Below are 25610 nucleotides of genomic sequence, written 5' to 3'. Positions count from 1 at the left end.
GGTTCAATATGTCGAGACTGTCCGGTATTAAGTAAATGTACCGAAAATAAAGATGCCATAAAACAAATTAGAAGACATGTTTGGCAAGATGATTTAGATATAGTTGAAGATTTAAGGTTTGTGGATACAGTAAAAAAACAATATAAAATGCGAAGTCAAACAATAGAGAGAAGATTTGGTGATGCAAAAGAGCAGCATGGTATGCGATGGACGAGATATAGAGGACATGACAAAGTTTCCATGGATACCACGCTAATTTGTGCTGCCATGAATCTTAAAAAAATCGCAATGTGGCTAGTAAAAGGACAAGCAATGGTCTGAAAGACCACTGTTTTTTGAAAAATAACTATATAAATAAAAATAAACAAACCTTACGCATTAATTTGCGCAAGGTTTGTCTACGTTCTGAACCACGCATTTTAAAAAATGCGTGGTTTTTTATTTTTAAATCGGTTACATTCTAATATTTATATATATACTTTTTGTAAAAATATAATTAATATTGATTTTACATATTAAGTTATAATATAATATATATTCCAAAAGCTATAAAATATTGCGATTTATGATTTGATTATTGAGCAATATAATTTTTAAACATATTTGATATCGAAGTATTTAAAAACAAAAAAATAAAACGATGTAAATGTTGTTGTGTCCTTTTATATGATTAAAACATCTATTTATAGTCTTAAATTAAAGATAAAAAATATTGTAAAATTACCTTAATTCATACCAGCTGACACTGGTTGTCTATGTGCTTAATTAAACTTAGAATATATAGGGGGTTATAAATGATGAGTGAATATTTAAAAGAAGTAAATGAATTCTGGGAACAATATTTAAGTCGATATAATGCTATTTATGATGAATCGACATTACGAGAAATTATTGAAAATAATGACACTACAGCATTTTTACATCCTGAAGATTTAAAATATTTAAAGAAGCACTTTGGTGACCAATTTACGGAAATTCCAAAATTTAAAAAAATGATTGATTTCGCTAACGGTAAGGTTACTGTTAATAAAAATAGACAAAAAGTTACATTTGAAAATGCTGAATTAAATCCTGCAATTGCCAGACCATATTTTGGTAATCCTGAAATAGCCGATATTGTTATATTAAAAAAGCACCCCGAAAACGATTTTAAAACATATGAATTCAAATTGCCTGAAGCTGAAGCTATAGAATATAGAAGAAGAATTTTATTAGATATTCAAGGTAAATTAACATTCAATGGGCAAAAATTATTTTTACCTTATATTGATCGTCATAGATGGTTTGTAAAATATTTATATAGCAATGCTTCGACTTTAAAATATTTTAATATTGATCCTAATCGATTAATGGTCATTAATTTTTTCCCATATCAAACTGGACATACCGCGGGCATACCTAAAGATTTCTTATCATTTAATTATAAATTACCATCACAATTACAAAATTTTGAGTTATTGATTAAAATGTTAAAAGATGATAAAAAACGAATTTATATTGCAAGTGAAGAAGAGTTATATATATCGATTTTCAAAAACTTTGCGGAAAGTGACATATGTGAATACTTAATTGATAATTTATTTGTATTATCATCAAAACAAAACAGACATCTCACGCTTTGTAATGTATTAAGCTATAGAGAGCATCGGACACGTTTAAAGAAAAAACAAGAATTATCAAAAATAGAGTATTATAAATGGAATCAAAGACAAAAAGCAGCACGTGAAACTGGAGATTCTGATTTTTATAGAAAAATGAAATCGATCAAGCATGAATTTTCTAATTCAAATTGATAAATAAAAAATAGCTTTCAGTATGTGCTTTGGTCAGCCATCTGGAAGCTATTTTTTTACAACTGATAATGATTGAATAACGATTTGATTTTGAGTTTAAACTCATCGACGTAGTGTTGTGGGTGAAGAAGTATAACGCTTTGTGGATACTCATACGCTAATTGTAAACTTTCTTCTTTTGAAATAATAAGATTCACTAGTCTACCTTGATTTGATGGTTGAGTATCTAAAATTACAAATTGTCGTTTTATTTCTTCCCACATGTCATCTTTAACTAATATTGTTACAGGTTTAATTTCGCTAATGACACTTCGTTCGAATACTTGACTCGTTTGGTTAACATCAATAATTGTTGATAAATCGAGTGTGAAAATTTCTCCATCTTGCAAGTAAGTCATCCAGTATAAGTTAGAAAAATACCTAACATAGATAGGAATAACACACAAAATATCTGAATCATTAAGTTTTATAGATATTTTGTAATTGTTTTCAATTGCTAATTGGATTTTATAAATTAACGTTGATTCATTACCTTCACGAAGAATTTTGAATTGACTCAGTAGTTTATTAAACAAAAGTTTTTCTGCTAGATTTGAATTTACATTCATGGCTCTAATGAGATTATATGTGTCTTCATGAATTACAGGATTGAAACCTTTCATTCGAAATATAAGGTTCAGCAATCTGTTATTTTTAAAATTATAACTACCAATTTCTAACCGATGTCTTTTAATGCTGTGATCATATACAACCTCACCATCGAGACCATTCCATTCTTGATCTTCATAAATAAAATGATTGATATCACTAATATCTCTTTGAATCGAGCGCATATTAACGTCTAATTTTTGTGACATGGTTTCTTTATTTATAGTTTTTCCGTTAATTAAGCGGGTGTAAATATATAAAAAACGTTCTGGTTTTTCCAAAAATGTACTCTCCTACTAATAAAATATTAACTCAAAATGATGTTGATTAGCTTTATATTATAACACGATATTTTAAATTTTGTTAAAAATATCATACAATTATGTAGCGTGATATAATGATTTTCGTAAAAATAAATATTCATTACACTTAAGCATAAAAACATAACATTTAGGCTATTTAAATATATTTTTATAGCTTTTATTTGAAAAAATGTTTCAAAAATTGACAGTTAAGAAATGGAATTGTGCTTAACTGTCATACAATATGTATCATTTTAAAGCACTATGCAAGTTATTTTATAGAAAAATAACTAAGGACCTATAATAAAAAAGGATTTTCAATGTAAAAATATTTGTTTGACGTCATGAAATAAACTGTCATATAATCTTTAAGTAAGGAAACAATTGACGAAGTGATAAAGATGTGAGGTGAAAAATATGAATATGAGAGCAGAACGTGTAGGCGAACAAATGAAACAAGAAATCATGGATATTGCAAATAATAAAGTCAAAGACCCAAGAATCGGATTTTTAACAATAACCGATGTCCAATTAACCAATGATTTATCTATTGCAACGGTTTATTTAACAGTTTTAGGTAATGATAAAGAAAAAGCTGAAACTTTCAAAGGTTTAGAAAAAGCTAAAGGCTTTATTAAATCCGAACTCGGATCTAGAATGAGATTACGGATTATTCCAGAATTAAACTTTGAATATGATGAATCAATTGATTATGGTAATAAAATAGAAAGAATGATTCAAGATTTGCATAAAAAAGACTGACTATTAATAAGTTAGACATGATTGATGATATAAGTAACGCAAACATGCATATAAGTGATATCAATGCATAAGTTGGAAATTTCATTTATTTTAATAGTGTATTTAGATTATTTATTTGCACTATTGAGGCGAGAACATGAAGTCAAATTGAATAATTTGATTTCTGTCTCGCTTCTTTTTTACATAGACAAATTGAGCGATACAAATTACTTTAAGTATAAATTATAAAAATTAAGACTTTGAAGGTGAATTGACAATGTATAATGGGATTTTACCAGTGTTTAAGGACCGTGGATTAACGAGTCACGACGTTGTATTCAAGTTGAGGAAAATTTTAAAAACAAAAAAAGTCGGTCATACAGGTACGTTAGATCCAGAAGTATCTGGCGTACTACCAATATGTATTGGTAGTGCAACTAAAGTGAGTGACTATATTAAGGAAATGGGAAAAACTTATGAAGCCACAGTTTGTATAGGCATTACAACAACTACTGAGGATCAGACTGGAGAAATATTAGAGCAAAGTGTAATTAATGAAGGAGATATTTCAGATAAAGTCATTGACGATGTGTTACAACAATTTAAAGGCGAGATAACGCAAATTCCACCAATGTATTCTTCTGTAAAAGTAAACGGTAAGAAATTATATGAATATGCAAGAAACAATCAAGTTGTTGATAGACCAGAGAGAACAGTAAATATTTACCATATTAAACGCACATCAAAATTACATTTTGAGGACAATACCTGCCAATTTGATATTATCGTTGAATGTGGTAAAGGAACTTATATTAGAACACTTGCTACCGATATTGGTAAAGCACTAACGTTACCAGCGCATATGTCTAAATTAACACGTACACAAAGTGGAGGATTTGATATAGACGCTAGTCTAACACTTGAAGATATTAAGACATTACATGAGCATGACGCGTTACACGAGAAATTATTTCCTATAGAATATGGTTTACAAGGAATTAAGCAAATTTTAATTAACGATGATGACATTAAGAGAAAAATATTAAACGGTCAAAAGTTTTACAAATCTGAGTTCAAGCAAACGATTGAAGAAATCGTTATAATGGTAGATGATGTAACACTTAAAGTGTTGGCAATTTATGAGCCTCATCCAGAAAAGCTTGATGAAATTAAACCTAAAAAAGTGTTTAACTAAAGGAGTAGTAGCATGAAAGTGATAGAAGTAGCTCACCCAATTCAAGATAATCAATATATAACGGAAGAAGTTGCTATGGCTTTTGGTTTTTTTGACGGTATGCATAAAGGCCATGCAAAGGTGTTTGATACTTTAGAAGAAAAAGCTCAAGCAGCTAATTTAAAAAAAGCAGTGATGACATTTGATCCGCATCCTTCAGTTGTGTTAAATCCAAAATTAAAGAGAACAGACTATTTAACACCAATTCAGGACAAAGTAGAAATTTTAGAATCATATGGCATAGATTATTGTATAATCATTAACTTTTCATCTAAATTTGCTGACGTTACGGCAGAAGAATTTATTCAAGAATATATTATTAAAAATAATGTAAAAGAAGTTATTGCTGGCTTTGATTTCACTTTCGGCAAATTTGGTAAAGGTAATATGATGATTCTAGATGAAATGTCGGAATTTAATACGACGATTGTAAGTAAACAAGAAATAGAATCTGAGAAAATATCTACAACAGATATTAGAAAATCACTCAAAACTGGCGACTTACAAAAGGCCAACGATGAGCTTGGATATCGATATCGTATAAAGGGAACGGTAGTTCAAGGTGAAAAGCGTGGTAGAACAATTGGTTTTCCCACTGCTAATGTGCAACCCAGTGGTGATTACGTATTACCTAAAAATGGGGTTTACGCGGTGAGTATGGAAATTGGCGCAAATAAACAAATCTATCGTGGTGTAGCTAATGTTGGTGTTAAACCAACGTTTCACGATCCTTCGAAGGCACAAGTAGTTATTGAAGTGAACTTATTCGACTTTAGTGAAAATATATACGGTGAACGTGTAACCGTCTTTTGGCATCATTATTTAAGACCTGAAATCAAATTTGAAGGCATAGATCCTTTAGTTGAACAGATGAATAAAGATAAAGAAAAAGCAAAATACTTATTATCGGTTGATTTTGGTGATGAAATATCATACAATATATAAGTCGAATGTGTCTTACACATTTAAGCACCTTTACCTTGGCAGTTCGAGACTCCGACGATTTGCTCGGATAAAGGCGAATAATAATTAAAGGAGGAAATTGACTATGGCAATTTCACAAGAACGTAAAAATGAACTAATTAAAGAATATCGTACACACGAAGCGGACACTGGTTCTCCAGAAGTTCAAATCGCTGTTTTAACTGCAGAAATTACTGCATTAAACGAACATTTACGTGAACACAAAAAAGACCATCATTCACGTCGCGGATTATTAAAAATGGTAGGTCGTCGTAGACACTTACTTAACTATTTACGTGACAAAGATGTTCAACGTTACCGTGAATTAATTAAATCATTAGGTATTCGTCGTTAATTTTAAGACGTATATTGTTAGGGAAAGAACCTTCAGGGTCCTTTCCCTTTTTTATCATTTAGAACAGCTGTTTTTTAAAAAGTGATATACTAATATAAAATTATTCTAAGAAATGATATGATAGTACTAATAGATATATGAGAGGAGATTCATAATGTCTCAAGAGAAAAAAGTTTTTAAAACCGAGTGGGCAAACAGATCATTAACGATTGAAACTGGCCAACTTGCTAAACAAGCCAATGGGGCCGTACTTGTTCGTTATGGTGATACAGTAGTATTATCTACTGCAGTGGCTTCTAAAGAACCGCGTGATGGCGATTTTTTCCCATTAATGGTTAACTATGAAGAAAAGATGTATGCAGCAGGTAAAATTCCGGGTGGGTTTAAGAAGCGTGAAGGACGTCCAAGTGACGAAGCAACTCTAACGGCACGTTTAATCGATAGACCTATTCGTCCACTGTTCCCTAAAGGTTATAAATATGATGTACAAATAATGAATACAGTGCTTAGTGCTGACCCAGATTGTTCTCCAGAAATGGCTGCAATGATAGGCTCATCAATGGCACTTAGTGTTTCTGATATTCCGTTCCAAGGACCTATTGCTGGTGTTAATGTTGGATATATCGATGGGGAATATATTATTAATCCAACAGTAGCTCAAAAAGAAGTGTCACGCTTAGATTTAGAGGTGGCTGGACATAAAGATGCAGTGAATATGGTTGAGGCTGGAGCTAGCGAAATCACTGAAAGTGAAATGCTGGAAGCCATTTTCTTTGGACACAGCGAAATTCAACGATTGGTTAATTTCCAACAAGAAATCGTAGACCATATCCAACCTGTGAAAAAAGAATTCATTCCTGTTGAAAAAGATGAGTCACTAGTTGAAAAAGTTAAGCAACTCACGGAAGCCAATGGGCTTAAGGACGCAGTTTTAACTTTTGACAAACAACAACGTGACATAAATTTGGATGCGCTAAAAGAAAAAGTAGCGACAGAATTTATCGATGAAGCAGATGAAGATAATGAAACATTAATCAAAGAAGTAAATAGCATTCTAAACGACTTAGTAAAAGAAGAAGTTAGACGATTAATTGCTGAAGAAAAAATTAGACCAGACGGACGTAAAACAGATGAAATTCGCCCACTAGAATCAGAGGTAGGTGTGTTACCTAGAGCTCATGGATCTGGCTTGTTCACACGTGGGCAAACACAAGCTTTGTCTGTGCTAACTTTAGGCTCAATGAGTGAGTACCAAATCCTTGATGGGCTAGGTGAAGAACAGCAAAAACGCTTTATGCATCACTACAATTTCCCAAATTACTCAGTAGGAGAAACTGGGCCCGTTAGATCTCCGGGTCGCCGTGAAATCGGTCATGGTGCATTAGGTGAACGTGCTTTAAGTCACATTATTCCAGACTTGAAAGACTTCCCATACACTGTAAGAATTGTCAGTGAAGTGTTAGAATCAAATGGTTCTTCTTCACAAGCATCCATTTGTGGTTCAACATTAGCATTAATGGACGCAGGTGTTCCTATAAAAGCACCGGTTGCAGGGATAGCTATGGGCTTAGTAACACGTGATGATAGTTATACAATCTTAACTGATATTCAAGGCATGGAAGATGCACTAGGCGATATGGACTTTAAAGTTGCAGGTACAGCTGAAGGTATCACAGCTATTCAAATGGACATCAAAATTGACGGGTTAACAAAAGAAATTATTAAAGAAGCATTAGACCAAGCACGTGAAGGTCGTTTAGCAATATTAGATCACATGTTACAAACGATTGATACTTCTCGTAGTGAACTTAGTGCTTTCGCTCCAAAAGTAGTAACGATGACGATTAAACCAGAAAAAATTAGAGACGTGATTGGACCTGGTGGTAAAAAAATTAATGAAATCATTGATGAAACTGGTGTAAAACTTGATATTGAACAAGATGGTACAATCTTTATTGGCGCAGTTGATAAAGAAGCGATTGCTCATGCGCGTTCAATCATTGAAGATATTACGCGAGAAGCAGAAGTAGGCCAAGTCTATGAAGGTAAGGTAAAACGTATTGAAAAATATGGTGCCTTTGTTGAATTATTCCCTGGAAAAGATGCGCTTGTTCATATTTCTCAAATTGCAAATGAACGAATTGACAAAGTTGAAGATGTATTAAAAGTAGGCGACACTTTCAAAATTAAGGTAACTGAAATTGATAAACAAGGACGTGTCAATGCATCACATAAAGTACTATTATAAATGATTGATTTAAAATAGAATGTTTTTGTAATTATAGCGAGAGACTAGTTAACTGAATGTAACTTTCTGCAATGGCATGTCATCGATTCAATTGTAGAAAATACAACATTACAGTTTTAGCTAGTTTCTTTTTTTATACATATGAAAATAGACTGGATTTTTAAAATATAAATTCACTTATAAAAACAACAGGCACTGAATTTCAATTTCAATTGCATTACAATATAGCCGAAGTGAAATGAAGTAATCACTGAATTCATCTAGTTATAAAGAATTTGTTGTAATTACTTTAATAGTGTACATAAAGCCCATTTTAACTTATAATAAATTATGAGTTTATATATGGACGGGGAAATTAAATAGGAGGTAACATTTTGAGTTTAATAAAGAAAAAAAATAAAAATATTCGTATCATCCCACTCGGCGGAGTTGGAGAAATAGCGAAAAATATGTATATCGTCGAAGTAGATGATGAAATGTTTATGCTTGATGCTGGATTAATGTTCCCAGAAGATGAAATGCTGGGCGTAGATATTGTTATTCCAGATATTCAATATGTCATTGAAAATAAAGAAAAATTAAAAGGCATCTTTTTAACGCATGGGCACGAACATGCAATAGGCGCTGTAACTTACGTGTTAGAACAAGTCGATGCACCTGTTTATGGATCGAAGTTAACGATTGCTTTGATCAAAGAAAATATGAAAGCACGAAATGTGAATAAAAAAGTTAGATATTATACTGTGAATAACGAATCTGTGATGCGTTTTAAAGGTGTGAATGTCACGTTCTTTAATACAACGCATAGTATTCCAGATAGCTTAGGTATTTGTATTCATACATCATATGGCGCAATTGTTTATACTGGTGAATTTAAATTTGATCAAAGTTTACAAGGACATTATGCACCAGATTTGAAGAAGATGACTGAGATTGGTGAAGCAGGTGTATTTGCCTTAATCAGTGATTCTACTGAAGCTGAAAAGCAGGGTTATAATACGCCAGAAAACGTAATCGAATCACACATGTATGACGCATTTACTAAAGTAAAAGGTAGACTCATTGTTTCTTGTTATGCATCAAACTTTATAAGAATTCAACAAGTATTAAATCTTGCACAAAGATTAAATAGAAAAGTATCATTCTTAGGACGTTCGCTTGAGAGCTCGTTTAATATTGCTAGAAAAATGGGATATTTTGATATTTCGAAGGATTTATTAGTTCCAATTAATGAAGTTGAAAATTATCCTAAAAATGAAGTGATTATTATTGCAACAGGTATGCAAGGTGAACCTGTTGAAGCACTTAGTCAAATGGCTCAGAAAAAACATAAAATTATGAATATTGAACCAGGCGACTCTGTATTTTTAGCAATTACAGCTTCTGCAAATATGGAAGTAATTGTAGGTAATACTTTAAATGAGTTAGTGCGCGCTGGAGCTGAAATTATACCAAATAGTAAAAAAATTCATACTTCAAGTCATGGTTGCATGGAAGAATTGAAGATGATGATTAATATTATGAAACCAGAATACTTTATACCTGTAAATGGCGAATTTAAAATGCAAATCGCTCATGCTAAATTAGCTAATGAGGCAGGTGTTCAACCTGAAAAGATATTCTTAGTAGAAAAAGGCGATGTCGTTAATTACAATGGAGAAGAAATGATTTTAAATGAAAAAGTAAATTCTGGAAATGTACTTATCGATGGTATCGGTGTAGGTGACGTAGGTAATATTGTATTGAGAGATCGTCATTTATTAGCAGAAGACGGTATATTTATTGCCGTAGTAACGCTAGATCCAAAAAACAGAAGAATTGCGGCTGGTCCAGAGATTCAATCTAGAGGTTTCGTCTATGTAAGAGAAAGTGAAGCGTTATTAAACGAGGCTGAAGAAAAAGTTCGTGAAATTGTAGAATTAGGTTTACAAGAAAAGCGCATCGAATGGTCTGAAATCAAACAGAGTATGCGTGATCAAATTAGTAAATTATTATTTGAAAATACAAAACGTCGTCCGATGATTATTCCGGTTATTTCAGAAATTTAATAATTGCTATACTAAACAAAGAGGTTAAGACATACGCTTAGGTAAATATATTTAAAAGTAGATTGCGGTGACATGTTAAGAAATTTTCCCTTTAATCTAACCTTTAAATTCACTAAGAGCGCTAAATGTCTTACCTCTTTTATGTTATTATTGTAAGATAATAAAACTTTATTTATACAGAATTATTAATAACTATAGAAAATGAATGGCATATTTTAAAATTGGATCTTTCATATTAAAATATATCATTTTGAAAACTGAGTCGAAAAGAAGGTGTTAAATTTGGCACAAACGAAAAAAAGATCAACAGCTAAGAGAAAGCCTGCAAATACAAAAAAGAAGCCTACAAATAAAAAGAAACAACAAGGAGATAGCCCTTTAAGATACGTATTGGCAATTGGCATATTTGTCATTATCGTTTTAGGTGCTTTTCAACTTGGTATAGTGGGAACAATGATTGATAGTTTCTTTAACTATTTATTTGGAAATAGTAGATTTTTAACATATATACTTATTTTGATTGGGACTTTATTTATTACATATTATAAAGCATTACCCAAAACTAGACGAACTGTCGGCACAATTGTCTTACAAGTTGCATTATTATTAGTTACTCAAATTGTTTTTTATTTTACAGATAAGGTACAAGCTCAACGTGAGCCAGTGTTATCATTTGTTTATAAAGCATACAAGCATTCGAACTTTCCGAATTTTGGTGGAGGACTTTTAGGTCATTATTTATTAACCATATTTATACCACTCATTTCAATTGTAGGTATTATAATCGTGACAATACTTCTTATAGCTTCAAGTATCATTTTACTTTTAAAACAAAAACATAGAGAAGTTTCTAAAATATTATTTGAAAAATTAAAAGTGAAAAGCCAAGATGTATCAGCTAACTATAAAGAAAAGCGCAAACAAAATAAAGTTAAGAAAGAAGCAAATGCACGTATCAAAGCTGAAAAAAGAGCTGAGCGTGAGCAACAGCAACTTGAAGCAAATGATTCACAAGATGAAGTTAAAGATGTTAGTGATTTAGAAGAAGTTTCTAATCCAACTAGTAATCAGGAATTGTCTATTCCAATTTATGGACATAGTGATAATGAAGAAGAAGGTACTAAACAACTGCAAAACCCAAGAGGTAAACGTTTAAACAAGCGCAATCATGAACACGATAATGTTCAAAGTGATTCAATTGAAAGTAATGATGCGGATTTGGCTTCATTAGATCAATCTTTAGATAATAATGAAGAAACTGAAATCACTCAGAATGAAGCAGTTAATTCAATTTCTGAAGCAGGAGAAGTTGAGAATGAGGCATATACTATTCCACCGCTTTCATTACTTAAACAACCAGCAAAGCAGAAAGCAACATCAAAGGCAGAAGTTCAGAAAAAGGGCCAACTACTTGAAACAACACTAAAAAATTTCGGAGTTGATGCTAGAGTTACGCAAATCAAAATCGGTCCAGCCGTAACACAGTATGAAATTCAACCAGCACAGGGAGTTAAAGTTAGCAAGATTGTTAACTTGCATAATGATATTGCTCTTGCGCTTGCAGCCAAGGATATCCGTATTGAAGCGCCCATACCAGGACGTTCAGCAGTTGGAATTGAAGTGCCAAATGATAAAATTTCACTTGTTTCTCTAAAAGAAGTATTAGATGAAAAATTCCCTGCCCATAACAAATTAGAAGTTGGATTAGGACGAGATATTTCAGGTGATCCAATTACAGTAGAATTAAATAAAATGCCTCATTTACTTGTCGCTGGTTCTACAGGGAGTGGTAAATCAGTCTGTATAAATGGTATTATCACAAGTATTTTACTTAATGCAAAACCACATGAAGTAAAACTTATGTTAATCGATCCGAAGATGGTAGAATTAAATATATATAATGGGATTCCACATCTGTTAATACCAGTTGTTACGAATCCTCATAAAGCATCCCAAGCTTTAGAAAAAGTTGTAGCTGAAATGGAACGACGCTATGATTTATTCCAGCATTCTTCAACAAGAAATATAGAAGGCTATAACGAAGCAATTAGAAGACAAAATCTTGAGCTCGATGAAAAACAATCTGAATTGCCATATATCGTTGTTATTGTAGATGAATTAGCGGACTTAATGATGGTAGCGGGTAAAGAAGTGGAAAATGCAATTCAAAGAATTACACAGATGGCGCGTGCAGCAGGTATTCACCTAATTATTGCTACGCAACGACCTTCTGTTGATGTAATTACCGGTTTAATTAAAAACAATATACCAAGTAGAATTGCTTTTGCAGTTAGTTCTCAAATAGATTCTAGAACGATTATTGATAGTAGTGGTGCAGACAAGTTACTAGGTAAAGGTGATATGTTGTATGTTGCCAATGGTGGTTCTACAAGAACTAGAGTACAAGGTGCGTTTTTGAGTGACCAAGAGGTACAAGATGTTGTTAATTACGTCGTAGAGCAACAAAAAGCGAATTATGTTAAAGAAATGGAACCAGATGCACCAGTTGAAAAATCAGAAATGAAGAGTGAAGATGCGCTTTATGATGAAGCATACTTATTTGTCATTGAACAACAAAAAGCGAGCACTTCTTTATTACAAAGACAATTTAGAATTGGCTATAACCGCGCTTCCAGACTGATGGATGATTTAGAACGTAATCAAGTTATTGGACCACAAAAAGGAAGTAAACCTAGACAAATATTAGTGGATCTAGATAGTGATGAGGTGTAAAAATGGAACTGACTTCTGTTTATAAAGTTAAAGAGTGGATGATACAACAAATTAAAGAAGGTATTTTACAACATGGAGAAGCATTACCAAGTAATCTAGCTATTGCAAGATTACTAAATGTGAAAACAGATGATGTCTATGATGCCGTAGACGAATTAATAACTGAACAAGTCTTATCAAATAATTTAGAAGAAGGTGCACGTGTTAAATCACTGCACCCATTCTATTATCCTTTGGGAGAAGTTGTAAGTATAAGTAGAATGATAGAAGATCAAGGCTATAGTGCAGGCACAGAATATATCAGTTTTGATGAAAAGCCAGCTACATCTTTAGATTCAAAACGATTAAATATACCTGATAAAGCTTACGTTACTATTATAGAACGTGTGAGAACAGCCGATAAGCAACCTGTAGTTTATTGTTTAGATAAAGTGCCAGCAAGCGATTTAACTTGTGGACAATATCAAAGCAGTGATGAATCATTATTAGGGGCTATAGAAGCCTATACCGAGAAAAAAGTGGCATATGCTGATACTGAAATGGAAGCTATTAGTTATGAACCCCATATTTCAGATATCTTAGGCGCCTCTCCACATGAAGGACTGATGTTACTCAAATTAGTTCATTATGATAAAGATGATCAACCCATCCTTTATTCTTTTAATTATTTCAAAAGTAGTTTAGTAAAATTTAAAACGGTTAAAAATAGATTATAATAACAAATTTATGAAAGTGAGGCATGACAATTTGGAAAAAGAAAATACAGAGAATGACAAACATATTAAAGTAATGCCAACTACAAAATTTAAAACGACCACAATCACATTGAAATTTATGGCGCCGTTAGACAGTAACACCATGACCGCACGTTCAATTCTAAGTAAAGTACTCGTACGTGCTACTAAGCAATGGCCAACCGATAAAATATTCAATAGGCATTTATCGCATTTATACGGTGCTTATGTGAATAGCTTTGTATCAAAATTCAAAGATAAACATGTGATTACAATTTCATTGGAATTAATCAATGAACGGTATTTGAAGGATCAAACACCGTTATTTGAAAAAGGATTAGATTTATTAAAAGAAATGATATGGAATCCTTTAATTACAGAGAAGAAATTTGATGACGTATTTGTATCACAAGAAAAATCCTTATTAACAAAAAAATTAGAAGCAATGGTCGATAATAAATCACAAATTTCATTTTTAAATTTATTGAAATTTATGTTTGGGGAACACCCATACCAACATTTGGCGACGGGACAAGTTGATTACATAGCAAGTGTGACACCAGAAACGCTGTACCATACATATCAATCTATGTTACAAAATGACTACTGTGCTGTATATGTAGTTGGTAACGTAGATGAAACACAAGTTAAAGCACAATTGGAAACATATTTTAATATTAAGCCTTTCCGCTTTGAAGTAACACAAGAACCACCAAAAAGTGCAATCCATACATTACCACAAGAAATTGTTGAAGAAGACGATGTAGATCAAGCTAAATTAAACATAGGATTTAAAATGCCAGCACAATATGGTGATGCGCAATATTTTACAATGGTAGTCTTTAACGTAATGTTTGGAGGCGATCCGTCTTCCGTTTTATTCAATGAAATACGCGAAAAGCAAAGTCTGGCGTATTCCATTCATTCACAAATTGATGCAAAAAATGGATTCATGTTTGTATTGAGTGGTGTGTCTGCGGATAAATATGAAATCGCGAAAGATACGATTATTCAAGAATTTGAAAAATTCCAAAGAGGTCAATTTGATGATGATAAGTTAGCATTAGCTAAAAAAGTCATTTTATCACAAAGACAAGAGTCACATGACAGACCAAAAAGTATAATTGAAATTTTAAACAATAACATATTATTGGATGAACCTATGTCAGAAGAGAGCTATTTTGATGGTATTCAAAGTGTTACCCAGGCAGATGTACAACAATTTGCACAGAATATTGTATTAGATACCATCTATATTTTGACAAAGGGAGGTAATGACTGATGCGAGAAACATATTATGAACAAATAGATGAACGCGTATTTGAAGCAGAATTGAATAATGGCTTGAAACTATTTATAATCCCTAAGAGAGGATTTCAAAAAACATTTGTTACATATACTACAAACTTTGGCTCATTAGATAATAAGTTCAAACCACATGGTAGTGAGGATTTCGTAACTGTGCCAGATGGTGTTGCGCATTTCTTAGAACATAAACTATTTGAAAATGATGAAAATAGTGAAGACCTATTTACAGCATTTGCTGAAGATAATGCACAAGTTAACGCCTTTACAAGTTTTGATCGCACGAGCTATCTTTTTAGTGCTACAGATCATGTGGAACGTAACCTTAAACGCTTGTTAACAATGGTAGAAACGCCTTATTTTACAAAAGAAACAGTAGATAAAGAAAAAGGCATCATTGCTGAAGAAATTAAAATGTATCAGGAACAACCAGGATATAAATTAATGTTTAATACATTAAAAGCGATGTATGACACACATCCAATTCGTGTTGATATTGCAGGTAGTGTGGATAGTATTTATGAAATCACTAAAGATGACCTATATTTATGCTATGAGACGTTCTATCATCCTTCCAATATGGTGCTCTTTGTTGTTGGTGATGTGGATGTGGAACATATATATGACGTTGTGGCAACACATGAAAATCAACGTAATAAAGCAGCGCAACCACAAATAGTCAGAGATCCATTGATTGAGCAAGAAGTTGTAAATGAACAAAATGTTACTGAGTCTATGAAATTGCAATCACCGAGATTGATGCTAGGGTTTAAAAATAAACCTTTAATAAATGAACCAAACGCCGCATTTGTGAAGCGAGATTTAGAAATGACATTTTTCTATGAAATGTTATTCGGCGAAGAAACAGACTTTTATCAGTCATTACTTAATGAGGATCTCATTGACGAAACCTTTGGGTATCAATTTGTATTAGAACCTACTTACAGTTTTTCAGTAATTACAAGTGCGACACAATATCCAGATAAATTAAAAGCATTATTATTAAATGAAATTAAAAGAAACCAAGGTAAACTCGATGATGTTGAAGCATTTAACTTACTGAAGAAACAATTTATAGGAGAGTTTATCTCAGGATTAAATTCTCCTGAGTATATAGCCAATCAATATACAAAATTATACTTTGAAGGTGTAAGTTTATTTGACCTAATGGATATTGTTGAAAGCATTACCTTAGAAAGTGTTAATGAAACTTCAAAAGTATGTTTGAATTTAATACAAGTTGTTGATAGTCGTTTGGAGATGAAGTAAAAATGAAAGCATTAGTGATGGGTGGTTCCGGTAGTATTGGTTCAGCTATCGTTGACCGTCTATTGAAGGATGGTTATGAGGTCATTGTTCATTATCATCATACAAGTATTGAAACCCTTCAAACACGATATGAACAGCAACCTGTGCAATTTATACAAATTGATTTAATGCAAGATATCGTGTTTGATGATTATTTTGAACATATTGCGAATTTAGATTGTCTTGTTTACGCGAGTGGTACAGCATTATATGGACAGATACAAGATATGTCAGACGAAATGATTGATTCCTCTTATCAAATTCATGTGAGGCAATTTATACGTATTTGCAGATTCTTTGTCGATCAACTAAGACAAAGTAAAAATGGTAGAATTATAGTCGTTTCGTCAATTTGGGGCGAAACAGGAGCGAGTATGGAATCGGTATACTCTGCAATGAAAGGCGCACAAATTACATTTGTGAAAGCATTAAGCCAAGAGCTTGCTATGACTTCTGTTACTGTAAATGCAATTACACCAGGATTGGTATACGGCAATATGAGTCAAGTATGGAGTGAAGCGGAATTAACTTCAATCACAGATGAACTACCACAACAAAGAATGATAGATCCGGTTGAAATTGCACACACATGTAGTTATTTATGCCATCCACTTGCTAAAAGTATTACTGGTACAATCCAAAAGGTAAATGGTGCTTGGTACTTATAAATAATTTGAATAATCTTTATAAAATAAACCAACTTTGAAACATTCAATGATATAATATCAATACATTAAATGAATTAGTGAACATGTTTGGTTACAAAAATGTCGATATATTATGTTATGAAACGATGTGTCATTTAAAATACATGATGTTCTAATTTTAATCAAGATTTCATATGGTTTATAAACAAAGGGGTGTTCATTTCATGGCAGTGGCTACAAAGAAAGAATGGTATTTAGAATATGAGATAACGATGAACCGTGCTGGCCTTTTAGGAGATGTTTCTAGTTTATTAGGTTTGATGGGAATTAGTATCGTAACTATAAATGGTATCGACGAAGGACGTAGAGGTTTATTAATCAAATCAGATAGCCTGAATAAAGTGCAAAGATTTGAAAACATTGTAACAGAAATTGATGATATATCTATAACAAAATTACGCAAGCCAGAATTACGTGACCGCTTAGCAGTGAGACATGGAAGATACATAGAACAAGATGCAGATGATAAAAAAACGTTTCGTTTTGAAAGAGACGATTTAGGTTTACTCGTTGATTTCATGGCTGAGTTATTTAAAGAGAAAGGCCATAAATTAATTGGTATTAGAGGTATGCCTAGAGTTGGTAAAACCGAGTCAATTGTTGCTGGCAGTGTCTGTGCACATAAGAGATGGTTGTTTATTAGTTCAACGTTAATTAAGCAAACTGTGCGTAGCTCTTTAATCAAAGGAGAATATGATTCGGATCATGTCTATATCATAGATGGCGCAGTTACAGCGAGAGAGTCAAGTCAAAAACATCAAGAATTAGTTAAAGAAGTGATGAGTCTACCAGCCATTAAAGTAGTAGAGCATCCTGACTTGTTTGTTGAAACAAGCGATTATGAAATGAGCGATTTTGACTATATTATTGAATTACGAGAAAACAAACATCAAGAAATTCAATATGAAGAAATGAAAAAGAAAACTGTTAAAAGTAAAAATAACTTGGACTTTGGTAATGATACTTTTGGTGGTGGATTTGGATTTTTTGAATAAAATATGAATTGTTATTGAGGAGGACTAACATCTTGAATTCAGTTGGTCAAACTTTAAAAGGGCGACGAGAACGTTTAGGTATGACACTTAACGAACTTGAATCACGTACCCAAATTAAACGACAAACATTAACATTGATTGAAAATAATGATTTTGAGTCATTAAATAATGTACATTATGCAGAAGGTTTTATAAAAAAATATGCAAAAGCAGTGAATATTGATTCTGTACAGCTAATTGAAGCGCATAGAGAAGAAATTCCAAATAATGATGAATCAATGGAACAAATCATAGATTCATTTGTACAAGACGATAAGCCTACTTATAGAAGTAAAAATAAAGAGCCGCTACAAGTAGCTGTTGTCATAAGTATCTTTGTTATTGTTACAGCACTATTATGGATTTTCGCAGTATTGATTTTTTAGCCTATCAACAAATATATGTCATAAGTTATAAATAGAAAAGAGGATTTTGTATGAATATACCGAATTGGATAACTGTTTTTAGAGTTATACTTATTCCCGTTTTTCTACTATTTGCTTTAGTAGATTTTGGATTTGGTAAAATTTCATTTATCGGTGGTAATGAAATTAGAATTGAATTATTTATTAGTGGTATTATTTTTATCATAGCTTCACTTAGTGATTTTGTGGATGGGTACTTAGCACGTAAATGGGAACTTGTAACGAATATGGGGAAATTTTTAGATCCATTAGCAGATAAATTATTAGTTTCAAGTGCTTTGATTGCGCTAGTACAAGTCGATTTAACCAATTCAGTTGTAGCTATTATTATCATTGCACGTGAATTTGCAGTAACTGGATTACGATTACTACAAATCGAACAAGGCTTTGTCAGTGCTGCTGGTCAGTTAGGTAAGATAAAGACTGCGGTTACAATGGTTGCGCTTGTTTGGATTCTTTTAGGAGATCCGTTATCTAGTTGGGTTGGTTTTCAATTAGGTCAGGTACTGTTATATATTGGTGTATTTTTCACTGTTCTATCTGGTATTGAATATTTCTATAAAGGTAGAGATGTGTTTAAAGCTAAATCATAATGAGCTTAATATTAAAAATCGGAAGTAGGACAGATATCTATTTTATTTAAAAAGATATCGCTGTCTCTTCTAGCAAGAATAGCTAGAATAAATTGGGAAGTGGTTCTAGACGATTACCTGAGCAGAAGCTCATGCATAAGTCCCACTAGCTTAATATAATAGTAAGAGACTGAGACAAATCATCATTTGTTCCAGTCTCTATTTTTATCCATTTTGAGGAAACCTTAATTATTAAAAATTTAGCCATTGATTTACAGTTTTAGTGACGGTCTAATATCCAGCATATAAGGTTTTATTTCTGTAACTTGTTTAAACCTAACACCTCTGTTATACAATGTGATATAGCCAAATAGATTTTTAAGATAACAACCGTATTAACGATATAACCATTTATGTTAGTTTGTGGTTTTTCTATTTCAAATTAAGGGAACAACATAAATATTATTAACTTGAAGCTAAAGTGGTTAAAGATAGTTATAAATGAAATTTCAATTACCTACAGGAGGAAACATTTTGAACATATCAATTATTGCAGTTGGATCAGAATTATTATTAGGACAAATTGCAAATACCAATGGCCAATACTTATCAAAATTATTTAACAGTGCTGGACATAGTGTAGTTGAACACACAGTGATAGGAGATAATCCAGAACGTTTAGAGAGAGTGATTAATAAAGCATTAGAAAATTATGACGCTGTTATATTAACAGGGGGACTAGGACCAACAAAAGATGATTTAACTAAACATACTGTAGCGAAAGTGTTAGGAAGAGATTTGGTTATTGATCAAAATGCACTTGATTATATTGAACAATATTTTAAAGAACAGAATATTGTCATGACACCAAATAACCGTCAGCAAGCGTTAGTTATCGAAGATGCGCATGTCTTGGAGAATAAAGTTGGTATGGCGCCAGGTATGCTTGTTGAGCAAGAAGAGAAACGCATTGCATTGTTACCAGGACCACCAAAAGAAATGAAACCAATGGCAAAAGAAGCTTTATTGCCATATTTCATTGATGGAGAAAGTACGATATATTCAGAATTATTGCGTTTTGCCGGTATTGGAGAATCAAAGGTTGAAACAGAACTGATGGATTTAATTGACCAACAAACAAATCCTACTATTGCTCCATTGGCTGGGTCACATGAAGTAAATGTTAGATTAACAGCAAATGGTGAAACACAACATGTATGTGAGTCTCTGATAGCCCCTATCAAAGCCCAAATTTTAGAACGCATAGGTAACTATTACTATGGCTCAGATGAGATTGTGTTAGAACAAGCGCTAATGAATCATATAAACAAAACATTTGCGATTTATGATGGCGTCACAGACGGTATATTGTATTCTAGAATAAAAGATTATGATGTTAACCAGCTGCTACATGGTATGTTGTCCCACCACACGCAATTTATAAATGAACGTGATATAATAAACTCTCAACTATCAGTATCTGCACAAATAGTAAAAGACATATTTAAAGCGGAAATTGGTATTTCAGTGATTCATCAAAATGATACTGTTTATTTAGGTATATTAGAAAATAATAAGTTAACTATGCAGTCATTTAATATGACACAAAGAAGACAATTGATGAAAAACAGAACTCAAAATTATGTGCTGATTAGGTTGCTAAATTGGTTTGAATAGGTACGAACAGTACTCAAAAAATCAAAAATACAGTACGTGTGTTCTATTTTAGTGTCGATTAATTCATTTATTAGCGAACAAATATTCGCAAAACACTTGCAGAATTATCTAAAGAAAGGTATAGTAATTATAAGATATTTTTTCGAGAGATAAATCTCATTTAGGAGGTCCAGCATTGGATAACGATCGTCAAAAAGCTTTAGATACAGTAATTAAAAATATGGAGAAATCATTTGGTAAAGGTGCAGTTATGAAATTAGGCGACAATAAGGCGCGTAAAGTTTCAAGTGTATCAAGTGGTTCTGTAACATTAGATAATGCTTTAGGTGTAGGGGGTTACCCTAAAGGAAGAATAGTAGAAATTTATGGTCCAGAAAGTTCGGGTAAAACAACAGTAGCATTACACGCAATTGCCGAAGTGCAGAAGAATGGCGGTGTGGCAGCATTTATAGATGCTGAGCATGCGTTAGACCCTGTTTATGCTGAAGCATTAGGTGTAGATATACAAAATTTATATTTATCTCAACCTGACCATGGGGAACAAGGGTTAGAAATTGCAGAAGCATTTGTCAGAAGTGGTGCTGTCGATATCGTTGTAGTCGATTCTGTTGCTGCCTTAACACCTAAAGCTGAAATTGAAGGTGAAATGGGCGATACTCATGTTGGTTTACAAGCCCGTTTGATGTCTCAAGCCTTAAGAAAGCTTTCAGGCGCAATTTCAAAATCAAATACAACAGCAGTATTTATTAACCAAATTCGTGAGAAAGTTGGCGTGATGTTCGGTAACCCTGAAGTTACACCTGGCGGACGTGCATTGAAATTCTATAGTTCAGTCCGTTTAGAAGTGCGCCGTGCTGAACAGTTGAAACAAGGACAAGAGATTGTAGGTAATAGAACAAAAATTAAAGTTGTTAAAAATAAAGTTGCTCCACCATTTAGAGTTGCAGAAGTTGATATCATGTATGGTAAAGGAATTTCTAAAGAAGGCGAATTAATTGATCTTGGTGCTGAACACGAAATTGTAGATAAATCAGGAGCTTGGTACTCATATAATGGTGAACGTATGGGTCAAGGTAAAGAAAATGTGAAATTATACCTTAAAGAAAATCCAGCTATTCGTGAAGAAATTGATCATAAATTACGTGAGAAATTAGGCATATTTGATGGTGACGTTGACGATAAAGAAGCTGAAAAACCAGCTACGCTCTTCGATGAAGAAAAATAACGTGAATATTCCGTATAAACAAGTCTATATAAATATAATACGGGAGTAGCTTAGCTGATAATCATGTTAGTTACTGCTAATATATGCAATAAGTCCGAGATATTTCATAATATCCGGACTTATTTTTTGTGTATAAATAAGAAATAAAAAATATTATATGAAAAATTTTTTCGTTTTAAAAACGATGTAAATTAGGTTATACCAATCGGTAAAGCAAATATAGTGTAAAAGGGTTGCTTTAAATATTGAATTAATGTATATGGATACCTTGACACTGCTTAGCTTAAAACCGTACAATTACATTGTATGATTCTTATAGAACTTCATATAATCATATTTAATCATAGTGAAATTTGATATACAGAGCAAAATCCTAGATAAAAGGGGGTGTTTGTGTGAATTTATTAGGCCTCCTACTCATTTTGCTAGGTATTATTCTCGGAGTTGTTGTAGGGTACATGATTGCCCGAAATTTATTGCATCAAAAGCAATTACAAGCAAGACAAACTGCCGAAGATATTATCGAACAAGGTAATAAAGAAGCAGAGAATATCAAGAAGGAAAAGCTTCTAGAAGCTAAAGAAGAAAATCAAATCATAAAAGAACAAAGTGAAAATGAACTTCGTGAAAGACGTGGTGATCTTCAAAGGCAGGAAGCAAGACTTCTACAAAAAGAAGAAAACTTAGAGCGAAAATCTGATCTATTAGACAAAAAAGATGAGATTTTAGAGCAAAAAGAGTCTAAACTTGAAGAACGACAACAACAAGTAGATGCAAAAGAGAGTAGTGTTCAAACATTAATAAATAAGCATGAACAAGAATTAGAACGCATCTCTGGTCTCACTCAAGCTGAAGCCGCACAAGAGCAACTTCAAAGAGTTGAAGATGAATTGTCACAAGATATTGCAATACTTGTTAAGGAAAAAGAGAAAGAAGCAAAAGAAGCAGTCGATAAAAATGCAAAAGAACTATTAGCAACTACTGTTCAAAGATTAGCGGCAGAACATACTTCTGAATCTACAGTATCGGTTGTTAATTTACCGAATGACGAAATGAAAGGTCGAATCATTGGTAGAGAAGGTAGAAATATCAGAACGTTAGAAACGTTAACTGGTATTGACTTAATTATAGATGATACACCGGAAGCAGTAATCCTTTCTGGTTTTGACCCAATTAGACGTGAAATTGCAAGAACTGCATTAGTAAATCTTGTTTCGGATGGTCGCATCCATCCAGGACGAATTGAAGATATGGTAGATAAAGCTCGAAAAGAAGTAGACGATATTATTAGAGATGCAGGGGAACAAGCTACATTTGAAATTAATGTGCATAATATGCATCCAGATTTAGTTAAAATCTTAGGTCGTTTACAGTATCGTACTAGCTATGGACAAAATGTATTGAAACATTCTATTGAAGTTGCCCACTTAAGTGGTATGTTAGCGGCTGAATTAGGTGAAGATATAACATTAGCTAAACGTGCTGGCTTACTTCATGATGTTGGTAAAGCAATTGATCATGAAGTAGAAGGAAGCCATGTTGAAATAGGTGTAGAATTAGCAAAAAAATATGCTGAAAATGAAACGGTAATTAATGCTATTCATTCCCATCATGGTGATGTTGAACCAACTTCAATTATTTCTATCTTAGTTGCAGCAGCAGATGCTCTATCAGCTGCAAGACCTGGTGCTCGTAAAGAGACATTAGAGAATTATATTAGAAGATTGGAAAGACTAGAAACACTTTCAGAAGGTTACGAAGGTGTTGAAAAAGCATTTGCAATCCAAGCAGGCAGAGAAATTCGAGTTATTGTATCACCAGATACTATCGACGACTTAAAATCACATCGCTTAGCAAGAGATATTAAGAGCCAAATTGAAGATGAACTTCAATATCCTGGTCACATAAAAGTGACAGTTGTTCGTGAGACTAGAGCAATTGAATATGCAAAATAAATGTTAATTATTAATTAAATAACATTGAATCATAAACAAACTGAACGAAATTATCGTTTAGTTTGTTTTTTATTGCTCTTTTCTAATTCTATATGGTGATTAATCAAGTAAATGTTTTTAATTGCTTAGCTTTTGTGTGACATCGTTGAAAGTTAAGCACTGTTAAAAATAAAAGTCTCATCATTAATATTGAATTCTCGAAAACGAGCATTCAATATTATTAGCACCTTTTGAGATGACGAACTGGGTATATGAAAGCAGTGTTTAATTTTAATTACATAATAAAAAAGTGGAGCCCGAAACATTAAAAATGTCTCGGGGCTCCAAAGCAACATACAAAATTATAAGCAATCAAACGTATGATTAGCGTCATATTTTAAATACTTATATTGAAGTAAGTACTTTTAGTTAAACTTAAACTATATAAAAAATTAATTAAGTTCTAAATCTGCTTTTTTCACTTCTTTAATTATTTCTGCAGTATCGTAACAGTTTGTTGAGATATTTGCATATCTTTCAGCTAGTCGATAAGCATTGATATATAACTCTAAACTTTCTTTTGCAATATCTTCTGCATCTTCACTTTTTGATGGATTTGCTGATACAACTAAGTCAGCAAATTGTTGTGGATCGATATTAATTGACATGTATTACTTCCAACTCCTATATAGTGGATTATCTTGTTACTACTATAAAATATACCACCATTTTTATAATTAAAACTTAGTGAATTTAGTAAATTTTTCATAAAGAGCCTTTTCATCGTAATTAAATTACATTAAACTAATATTAAGAGAGGATGAACATGTAAATGAGATTATTATTTATTGGGGATATTGTAGGTAAAGTTGGTCGTGAAGCCATAACAACATATTTACCTAGACTAAAACAGACATATCGTCCTACAGTTACTATTGTTAATGCTGAAAACGCAGCACACGGCAAGGGACTAACTGAAAAGATATATAAAGATTTATTAAGAGAAGGCGTAGATTTTATGACGATGGGAAATCATACATATGGTCAACGCCAAATTTACGATTTTATAGAATCAGCAAACCGTATGGTAAGACCAGCTAATTTTCCAGAAGAAGCACCTGGCATAGGTATGCGGTTTATACAAATCAACGAAATTAAATTAGCTATTATCAACTTACAAGGTCGCGCATTTATGCAAGATATTGATGACCCATTTAAAAAAGCGGATGAACTTATAAACGAAGCCAAAAAAGAAACAGATTATATATTTGTTGATTTTCATGCTGAAACAACTTCTGAAAAAAATGCTATGGGTTGGTATCTTGATGGTAGAGTAAGTGCTGTAGTAGGGACACATACACATATCCAAACTTCTGATGAACGTATTCTTCCTGAAGGTACTGGTTACATTACGGATGTTGGCATGACAGGATTTTATGATGGGATATTGGGTATAAATAGAAATGAAGTGATCACGCGTTTTATCACGAGTTTACCGCAAAGACATATTGTACCGGATGAAGGTAGAAGTGTATTATCTGGGGTTATTATAGATATTAATAAAGTAGGTAAAACGACTAACATCCAACGTGTATTAATCAACGATGATCACCCCTTTTAAAAT

Annotated in this window: 22 protein-coding genes; 20 read left to right on the top strand and 2 right to left on the bottom strand. The window is 32.5% G+C overall.

Annotated features, from left to right (window positions below; genetic code table 11):
* A partial coding sequence (locus tag BTJ66_RS10750) for a transposase (protein WP_193433028.1) occupies positions 1–321 on the top strand: 321 nt, incomplete at its 5' end.
* Between the two features lie 473 nt (positions 322–794).
* Positions 795–1793, top strand: coding sequence for a hypothetical protein (locus tag BTJ66_RS10745; protein WP_099090953.1), 999 nt, complete (start codon positions 795–797; stop codon positions 1791–1793).
* Positions 1794–1849: 56 nt separating this feature from the next.
* Here the strand turns inward: BTJ66_RS10745 and BTJ66_RS10740 are convergent, their stop codons facing one another.
* Entirely contained in the window at positions 1850–2722 is an 873-nt protein-coding gene (locus tag BTJ66_RS10740) for a hypothetical protein (RefSeq protein ID WP_099090952.1), read from the bottom strand.
* A 438-nt stretch (positions 2723–3160) separates the two neighbouring features.
* On the opposite strand from BTJ66_RS10740, the gene rbfA reads away from it, so the two are divergent.
* From rbfA to rny, 17 genes are all read left to right on the top strand, one after another.
* On the top strand, positions 3161–3505 hold the full coding sequence (gene rbfA, locus BTJ66_RS10735; RefSeq protein WP_099090951.1) for a 30S ribosome-binding factor RbfA: 345 nt from the start codon (positions 3161–3163) through the stop codon (positions 3503–3505).
* 256 nt (positions 3506–3761) lie between these two features.
* The gene (gene truB, locus BTJ66_RS10730; protein ID WP_099090950.1) at positions 3762–4679 is read left to right on the top strand and encodes a tRNA pseudouridine(55) synthase TruB; all 918 of its coding nucleotides are present in this window, start codon (positions 3762–3764) and stop codon (positions 4677–4679) included.
* A gap of 12 nt (positions 4680–4691) precedes the next feature.
* Entirely contained in the window at positions 4692–5663 is a 972-nt protein-coding gene (locus BTJ66_RS10725; RefSeq protein WP_099090949.1) for a bifunctional riboflavin kinase/FAD synthetase, read from the top strand.
* 103 nt (positions 5664–5766) lie between these two features.
* Positions 5767–6036: a 30S ribosomal protein S15 gene (rpsO, locus tag BTJ66_RS10720; RefSeq protein ID WP_002483448.1), complete on the top strand. Its 270-nt coding sequence runs from the start codon at positions 5767–5769 to the stop codon at positions 6034–6036.
* 154 nt (positions 6037–6190) lie between these two features.
* A complete protein-coding gene (gene pnp / locus BTJ66_RS10715) occupies positions 6191–8284 on the top strand; it encodes a polyribonucleotide nucleotidyltransferase (RefSeq protein ID WP_099090948.1) in 2094 nt (697 codons plus the stop codon).
* A 374-nt stretch (positions 8285–8658) separates the two neighbouring features.
* Positions 8659–10332, top strand: coding sequence for a ribonuclease J2 (rnjB, locus tag BTJ66_RS10710; RefSeq protein ID WP_099090947.1), 1674 nt, complete (start codon positions 8659–8661; stop codon positions 10330–10332).
* A 282-nt stretch (positions 10333–10614) separates the two neighbouring features.
* Positions 10615–13065 carry a DNA translocase FtsK gene (locus tag BTJ66_RS10705; protein ID WP_099090946.1) on the top strand — a complete coding sequence of 817 codons (2451 nt, stop codon included), beginning with the start codon at positions 10615–10617 and terminating at the stop codon, positions 13063–13065.
* Positions 13066–13067: 2 nt separating this feature from the next.
* Positions 13068–13781 (top strand): GntR family transcriptional regulator, encoded by a 714-nt coding sequence (locus BTJ66_RS10700; protein WP_099090945.1) that lies wholly within the window; start codon positions 13068–13070, stop codon positions 13779–13781.
* Positions 13782–13791: 10 nt separating this feature from the next.
* Positions 13792–15081, top strand: coding sequence for an EF-P 5-aminopentanol modification-associated protein YfmF (yfmF, locus tag BTJ66_RS10695; protein WP_099090944.1), 1290 nt, complete (start codon positions 13792–13794; stop codon positions 15079–15081).
* The gene (yfmH, locus tag BTJ66_RS10690) at positions 15081–16373 is read left to right on the top strand and encodes an EF-P 5-aminopentanol modification-associated protein YfmH (protein ID WP_099090943.1); all 1293 of its coding nucleotides are present in this window, start codon (positions 15081–15083) and stop codon (positions 16371–16373) included. Before yfmF ends, yfmH begins: the two co-directional genes overlap by 1 nt.
* A 2-nt stretch (positions 16374–16375) precedes the next feature.
* Positions 16376–17080 carry an elongation factor P 5-aminopentanone reductase gene (gene ymfI, locus BTJ66_RS10685; RefSeq protein WP_099090942.1) on the top strand — a complete coding sequence of 235 codons (705 nt, stop codon included), beginning with the start codon at positions 16376–16378 and terminating at the stop codon, positions 17078–17080.
* Between the two features lie 203 nt (positions 17081–17283).
* A complete protein-coding gene (locus tag BTJ66_RS10680) occupies positions 17284–18114 on the top strand; it encodes a DUF3388 domain-containing protein (RefSeq protein WP_099090941.1) in 831 nt (276 codons plus the stop codon).
* Between the two features lie 32 nt (positions 18115–18146).
* Positions 18147–18539, top strand: a complete 393-nt coding sequence (locus tag BTJ66_RS10675; RefSeq protein ID WP_099090940.1) for a helix-turn-helix domain-containing protein — start codon at positions 18147–18149, stop codon at positions 18537–18539.
* A gap of 50 nt (positions 18540–18589) precedes the next feature.
* The gene (gene pgsA / locus BTJ66_RS10670; protein WP_099090939.1) at positions 18590–19171 is read left to right on the top strand and encodes a CDP-diacylglycerol--glycerol-3-phosphate 3-phosphatidyltransferase; all 582 of its coding nucleotides are present in this window, start codon (positions 18590–18592) and stop codon (positions 19169–19171) included.
* A gap of 513 nt (positions 19172–19684) precedes the next feature.
* On the top strand, positions 19685–20827 hold the full coding sequence (locus tag BTJ66_RS10665) for a CinA family nicotinamide mononucleotide deamidase-related protein (protein ID WP_099090938.1): 1143 nt from the start codon (positions 19685–19687) through the stop codon (positions 20825–20827).
* 175 nt (positions 20828–21002) lie between these two features.
* Positions 21003–22052, top strand: a complete 1050-nt coding sequence (gene recA / locus BTJ66_RS10660) for a recombinase RecA (RefSeq protein ID WP_099090937.1) — start codon at positions 21003–21005, stop codon at positions 22050–22052.
* Between the two features lie 395 nt (positions 22053–22447).
* Complete coding sequence (gene rny, locus BTJ66_RS10655) at positions 22448–24007, top strand: ribonuclease Y (protein WP_099090936.1); 1560 nt, start codon at positions 22448–22450, stop codon at positions 24005–24007.
* A gap of 431 nt (positions 24008–24438) precedes the next feature.
* Here the strand turns inward: rny and BTJ66_RS10650 are convergent, their stop codons facing one another.
* On the bottom strand, positions 24439–24654 hold the full coding sequence (locus tag BTJ66_RS10650; protein WP_099090935.1) for a hypothetical protein: 216 nt from the start codon (positions 24652–24654) through the stop codon (positions 24439–24441).
* Between the two features lie 164 nt (positions 24655–24818).
* On the opposite strand from BTJ66_RS10650, the gene BTJ66_RS10645 reads away from it, so the two are divergent.
* Complete coding sequence (locus tag BTJ66_RS10645) at positions 24819–25607, top strand: TIGR00282 family metallophosphoesterase (RefSeq protein ID WP_099090934.1); 789 nt, start codon at positions 24819–24821, stop codon at positions 25605–25607.
* Positions 25608–25610: the final 3 nt, after the last annotated feature.

The sequence above is a fragment of the Staphylococcus edaphicus genome, assembly GCF_002614725.1.
Taxonomy (GTDB): Bacteria; Bacillota; Bacilli; order Staphylococcales; family Staphylococcaceae; genus Staphylococcus; species Staphylococcus edaphicus.
Note: the sequence above shows the minus strand (reverse complement) of the source record. Positions and strands in the feature narration are given on the sequence as shown.